This is a genomic window from Streptomyces fuscigenes (assembly GCF_021556455.1).
Taxonomy (GTDB): domain Bacteria; phylum Actinomycetota; class Actinomycetes; order Streptomycetales; family Streptomycetaceae; genus Streptomyces; species Streptomyces fuscigenes.
Window position 1 is genome coordinate 1 of the sequence record NZ_JAKGCV010000345.1, and the last position, 5,994, is coordinate 5,994.

Sequence of the window (5,994 nt, forward strand, 5' to 3'; positions counted from 1 at the left end):
CCGGCGGGGGGCGCGGGGGCCCGTCCGGCCCCGGCACCGTCCGCGGAGTCCGCGGCGTTTGCGGCGTTTGCGGCGTCCTCGGCGTCGAGGCGCACGTGGAACGTGCCGGCGTCCACGCGTACCTCCACCGCCCCGGTCGCGGCCCCGGCCCGCTCCCGCAGGATCCGCAGCAACGGCAGCGCGAACCAGTGCGCGCGCACCGCGTCGGTGGGGCCCGGCTCGCCGAGGTCCCCGGCGCCCCAGGCGGCGAGTGCGGTGAGGACCGGCAGCAAGTCGGTGCCTCGTGCGGTCAGTTCGTAGACGGCGGCGGCCGCGGGCGGGGGCAGCTTGCGGCGGGTGACCAGGTCGTCGCGCTCCATGTCGCGCAGCCGGGAGGCCAGGACGTCCGTGCTGACGCCGGGCAGGTCGGCGTGGAGGTCCGTATAGCGGCGGGGCCCCGCGAGCAGTTCCCTGACGATCAGCAGGGTCCACCGGTCCCCGACGGCGTCGAGGGCGCGGGCCGCTGCGCAGTACTGGTCGTAGCTTCGGCGACGTGGCATGGCTCGCAGTCTAGACATGTTGTTGGACTTTCCAAGCTCAAGCTTGGTAAAACCAAGCAAGCGCAGCAACCGGTCGGGGAGGCCACACCATGGAGTTCCGGCAGTCGAGCAAGCTCAGCAATGTCCTCTACGAGATCCGCGGGCCGGTGATCGCGCACGCCGACGCGCTGGAGGAGGCGGGCCACAGCGTGCTGCGCCTCAACACCGGCAACCCCGCCCTCTTCGGCTTCGAGGCGCCCGAGGAGATCGTGCAGGACATGATCCGGATGCTGCCGCAGGCCCACGGCTACACCGATTCGCGGGGCATCCTCTCGGCGCGGCGGGCGGTCGCCCAGCGCTACCAGGCCCTGGGCCTCGACGTGTCCGTGGACGACGTCTTCCTCGGCAACGGCGTGTCCGAGCTCGTGTCCATGGCCGTGCAGGCCCTGCTCGACGACGGCGACGAAGTCCTCATCCCGGCGCCCGACTTCCCGCTGTGGACGGCCGTCACCTCGCTCGCCGGCGGGCGGCCCGTGCACTACGTGTGCGACGAGTCGTCGGACTGGAACCCGGACCTCGCGGACATGGCGTCGAAGATCACGGACCGCACCAAGGCCCTCGTGATCATCAATCCCAACAATCCGACCGGAGCCGTCTACCCGCGCGAGGTCGTCGAGGGCATGCTCGACCTGGCCCGGCGCCACCAGCTGATGGTGTTCGCGGACGAGATCTACGACCAGATCGTCTACGACGACGCCGTGCACCACTCGGCGGCGGCGCTCGCCCCCGACCTGGTCGTCCTGACCTTCAGCGGGCTCTCGAAGACCTACCGGGTGGCGGGGTTCCGCTCCGGCTGGCTCGTCGTGACCGGCCCGAAGCAGCACGCCCGCAGCTATCTCGAGGGCCTGACCGTCCTCGCCTCGATGCGCCTGTGCCCCAACGCCCCCGCGCAGTACGCCATCCAGGCCGCGCTCGGCGGGCGCCAGTCCATCCGGGAACTGACCGCGCCGGGCGGCAGGTTGCACGAGCAGCGCGACCGGGCCTGGGAAAAGCTCAACGAGATCCCCGGGGTCTCCTGCGTCAAGCCGAAGGGCGCGCTGTACGCGTTCCCCAAACTCGACCCGAAGGTGCATCCCCTCGTGGACGACGAGAAGTTCGTCCTCGACCTGCTGCTGCGGGAGAAGATCCAGGTCGTCCAGGGCACCGGCTTCAACTGGCCGCGCCCCGACCACTTCCGCATCCTGACGCTGCCGTACGCCGACGACCTGGACGCGGCGATCAGCCGCATCGGCCGCTTCCTCAGCGGGTACCGGCAGTAGGCGCGAGCCGGGGCGGCGGCGGAAGGGGCGGCGGCGGAAGGGGGGGCGGCGGAAGGGGGGCGGCCGGGCGGCGAGGCCGGCGCCCGAGGCGGCTCCGGGCAGCGGGGCGGGCCCGGCGCGCAGTAGGCACATCGGGTGAAATACTGCGGCGCGGGGGGTGAGTTGAGCTCCGCCGGGACGCCGGGGGCGTCCCCGCATCGGCACAGTGATCGTCCGTGACAACCTCCTTCCTCGCGAACCGATCCACCCTGCTCGCTCTCGGCTGCGCCGGTGCGGCACTTCTCGGGGTGGTCGCCCCCAGTTCGTACGCGACGCTCGCCCCGGGGCGGCCCGCTGCCGCGCCGCACGCCGCCGCCGAGGTCCGGGACGCGCCGGGCCCCGCGGGCCCGCACGCGGCAGTCGACGCCCCCGGTGGCGCGGGCTCGCCGCGGACCGGCCGCCCGGCTTCCACCCCGTACGTCGAGACCCGGCTGTTCTTCGGCACGCAGCGCCCCGACGGCGGTCCCGCCGTCACCGGGGCCCAGTTCACGTCCTTCGTGGACCGCGAGGTCACACCGAGCTTCCCCGAGGGCCTGACCGTGCTGGACGGCCAGGGCCAGTGGCGCGACTCGCACGGCACGATCGAGCACGAGCGCAGCCACGAACTGATCCTGCTCTACACGCGGCGCGAGGCCTCCCGCCGGGGCGCGGCCGTGGAGCGGATCAGGGCCGCGTACGTGCGCGCGTACGGCCAGGACTCCGTGGCGCGCCTCGACGAGACGGCCACCGCGGACTTCTGAGCCGGCCGGGGGCGCCGTCAGCGGCCGAGCAGGGCGATGACCGCGCCGGCGGGGTCGGTGTCGGGTATGCCCCTGGGCCACCAGTCCTCGCGGTCGCGGTCGGACTCGTAGCCGTACCAGAGGCCGTCGTGGCCCAGGCGCAGTTGCAGCGTGGCGCCCGTGAGGCGGTTGCGCCAGGGGCGCAGGGCGGGCAGGTCGGCGGCGGCAAGGGCGGGGCGCGCCCGGTCGAAGGGGCCGGCGGGCGGGTCCCAGGGGTGCTCCAGGACGTCGAGGCCGGCGAGGCCGCCCTGGCGCCAGGCGGCGACGGCCCGGGCGAGGTCGGTGGGCGTGCGGCCGGTGGCCGCGGCGAGGTCCCGGTACAGCGCGCGGCTCGACGCGGTGAGCCCGGAACCGGGATGGGCCGCGGCCAGCCGTACCGCGTCCTGCCAGGGCGTGAGGGCGGCGACCGGGTCCTCGCCGAGGACGAGGAGTGCGTGCGCGCGGGCCGCGGCCTCCGTCGCGAGGAGGTCCAGCGCGAACGGGTCGGGCGCGCCCGCCGCCTGCGGGTAGTCCGGCGGACGCCCCGGCCGGTCTGGCACGGGCAGCGGCGGCGGAAGCGCGGGCAACTGCCTGTCGGCGAGGACGGATTCGGCGGACACGGTGGGCATGGCCGGTGCCGTCGCGGTCCGTTCGGCCGCGGTGCGGGCGGCGCTGCGGCGGGTGAGGTCCCCGAGGATCTCGTGCTCGGCGCGGCCCCGCATCAGCAGGAGCACGAACGGGTCCGCGTCCAGCAGCCGGGCCGTCTGGTAGCACAGGGCGGCGGCGTGCTTGCAGGGGTAGCCGTCGTCGGGGCAGGAGCAGTCGGGCACCAGATCGCCGGCGGCGGGCAGCAGGTCGGACAGCTCGGCGAGCGCGTGCGGCATGTCCTTGTCGAGCAGGGCGGCGATGTGGTCGGGCCGGTCGGCGACGGCGCGCAGGAGGTCCTCCCAGTCGTCGTCGGTCAGGGTGCGCAGCCTGATCTCCGTGCGGTACGGGCGGGGGCGGCTGCCGTGCACGTACGCCATGACCCGGCCGGGGGTGACCGTGACGGCGTCGACGTGGCCGCGGGCCGCGTAGTCCCGGCCGCGGCCGAGCCGTGCCGCGTCCAGGGCGGTGTCCTCCATGGACGCGAGCCAGGCGTTGCCCCACCAGGTCGTCGCGAATTCTCCCTCGGCCGCGGGGCGGGGCGGCATCGCGGGGAAGGTGGCCCGGCGGTCGTCGGGGCGCGGCCGGCGCGGGGCGGGCGCGGTCATGACGGCCTGCGCAGGGACACCAGGTCGGCGAGCTCCCGGTCGGTGAGTTCGGTCAGCGCCGCCTCGCCGGAGCCGAGGACCGCGTCCGCGAGGGCGCGCTTGGAGGCGAGCATGTCGGCGATCCGGTCCTCGACGGTGCCTTCCGTGATCAGCCGGTGCACCTGCACCGGCTGGGTCTGCCCGATGCGGTAGGCGCGGTCGGTGGCCTGCTCCTCGACGGCCGGGTTCCACCAGCGGTCGAAGTGCACGACATGGCCGGCGCGGGTCAGGTTCAGGCCGGTGCCTGCGGCTTTGAGGGAGAGCACGAACACGGGGACCTCGCCGGCCTGGAAGCGGTCGACCATCCGCTCCCGCTCGGCGATCGGCGTGCCGCCGTGCAGGAGCTGGGCGGGGATGGCGCGGCTCGCGAGGTGCGCGGTGAGCAGCCGTGCCATCGAGACGTACTGCGTGAAGACGAGGACCGACCCGTCCTCCGTGAGGATGGTGTCGAGGAGTTCGTCGAGGAGGGCGAGCTTCCCGGAGCGACCGGCGAGGCGGGCCGCGGCGGGGCGCGCGGCGCCGAGGGGCCGGGGCGGCTCCTCCTTCAGGTACTGCGCGGGATGGTTGCAGATCTGCTTGAGGGACGTGAGCAGCTTCATCACGAGGCCGCGCCGCTCGATGCCCTGGGCCTCCTCGATGACGCCCAGCGTCTCGCGGACCACCGCCTCGTACAGGGAGGCCTGTTCGCGGGTGAGGGCGACGGGGTGGTCGGTCTCGGTCTTCGGCGGCAGCTCGGGCACGATGCCGGGGTCGGACTTCTTCCTGCGCAGCAGGAACGGCCGCACGAGCCGCGCGAGCCGGTCGACGGCGTGCTCGTTGTCGGCGTCCCTGACTCCGGCGGCCCGCGCGTTCTCCACGTTCTCCACGATGCGGGCGTGGCGCGCGCGGAACGTCTTGAGCGGGCCCAGCAGGCCCGGCGTCGTCCAGTCCAGGAGGGCCCACAGCTCGGAGAGGTTGTTCTCGACGGGCGTGCCGGTGAGGGCGACCCGGGCGGCCGCGGGGATGGTGCGCAGCGCCTTCGCCGTCGCCGAGAACGGGTTCTTGACGTGCTGTGCCTCGTCGGCGACGACCATCCCCCACCGCTGCGCGGCCAGTTGCTCCGCGCTGGAGCGCATCGTGCCGTACGTCGTCAGGACGAAGCCGCTCGTGACGCCGTCGAGGGAGCGGCCCGCGCCGTGGAAGCGGTGCACCGGCGTGCCGGGCGCGAAGCGGGTGATCTCGCGCTGCCAGTTGCCGAGGAGGGAGGCGGGGCACACCACCAGGGTGGGCGGCTCCTGGCTGCCGCCGCCCGCGGCCGTGCGCCGGCTGCGGTGCAGATGCAGCGCGATCAACGTGATCGTCTTGCCGAGGCCCATGTCGTCGGCGAGGCAGCCGCCGAGGCCGAGGGAGGTCATGAGGTGGAGCCAGGCGAGGCCGCGCAGTTGGTAGTCGCGCAGGGTGGCGTCGAGGCCGGGCGGCTGCGGCAGGCTGCCGGGACCGGCCGTGATGCGGTCGCGCAGCGCGGCGAGCGCGCCCGTCGGCACCGCTTCCACGCTCTCGCCGTCGACCTCGGCGGTGCCGGTCAGCGCCACGGCGAGCGCCTCGGACGGCTGCAGCAGCCCCAGCTCCCGCTTGCGCGCCTTGCGCACGAGGTCGGCGTCGACCACGACCCAGCGGTCCCGCAGCCGCACGACGGGCCGGTGCGACTCGGCCAGCGCGTCCATCTCGGCCTGGGTGAGGGGGTCGCCGTCGAGCGCCAGCTGCCAGTCGAAGGCGAGGAGTTCGGAGCTGTCGAAGAACACCGTGCCGTCCGTGGCGGAGCCGGGCGCCGTGCCCGCGGACCGTACGACGGCGGCCGCCGTCAGCGTGCGGGCCAGCTCCCTCGGCCAGTGCACGGCCACGCCCGCGGCGGCCAGCCTGGCGGCGGCCGGGCCGAGCAGGTCGTACAGCTCGTCCTCCGCGAGGGCGACCGCGTCCGGGACGTCCTGCTCGGTGAGGCGGCCCAGCGGGGGCCACACGCGGGCGGCCCGGCGCAGCGCGAGCATCGCGTCGACGCGGGCGCGGGGGCCGAGCGCCTCCCCGCCCTCGC

At 74.8% G+C, this 5,994-nt stretch carries 5 protein-coding genes; 2 read left to right on the plus strand and 3 right to left on the minus strand.

Annotation, left to right across the window (positions count from 1 at the left end; genetic code table 11):
• Positions 1–539 (minus strand): winged helix-turn-helix transcriptional regulator (locus tag L1885_RS21880; RefSeq protein ID WP_235798873.1); only part of this gene is annotated, 539 nt, incomplete at its 3' end.
• An 89-nt stretch (positions 540–628) separates the two neighbouring features.
• On the opposite strand from L1885_RS21880, the gene L1885_RS21885 reads away from it, so the two are divergent.
• Positions 629–1,837, plus strand: coding sequence for a pyridoxal phosphate-dependent aminotransferase (locus L1885_RS21885; RefSeq protein ID WP_235798874.1), 1,209 nt, complete (start codon positions 629–631; stop codon positions 1,835–1,837).
• Between the two features lie 215 nt (positions 1,838–2,052).
• Positions 2,053–2,616 carry a DUF3574 domain-containing protein gene (locus L1885_RS21890; protein ID WP_235798875.1) on the plus strand — a complete coding sequence of 188 codons (564 nt, stop codon included), beginning with the start codon at positions 2,053–2,055 and terminating at the stop codon, positions 2,614–2,616.
• Between the two features lie 17 nt (positions 2,617–2,633).
• Here L1885_RS21890 and L1885_RS21895 read toward each other — a convergent pair whose 3' ends face one another.
• Complete coding sequence (locus L1885_RS21895; RefSeq protein WP_235798876.1) at positions 2,634–3,887, minus strand: SWIM zinc finger family protein; 1,254 nt, start codon at positions 3,885–3,887, stop codon at positions 2,634–2,636.
• Positions 3,884–5,994: SCO1167/SCO6262 family helicase (locus tag L1885_RS21900; RefSeq protein ID WP_235798877.1), on the minus strand; the 2,111-nt coding region annotated here is incomplete at its 5' end. The genes L1885_RS21895 and L1885_RS21900, both read right to left, overlap by 4 nt.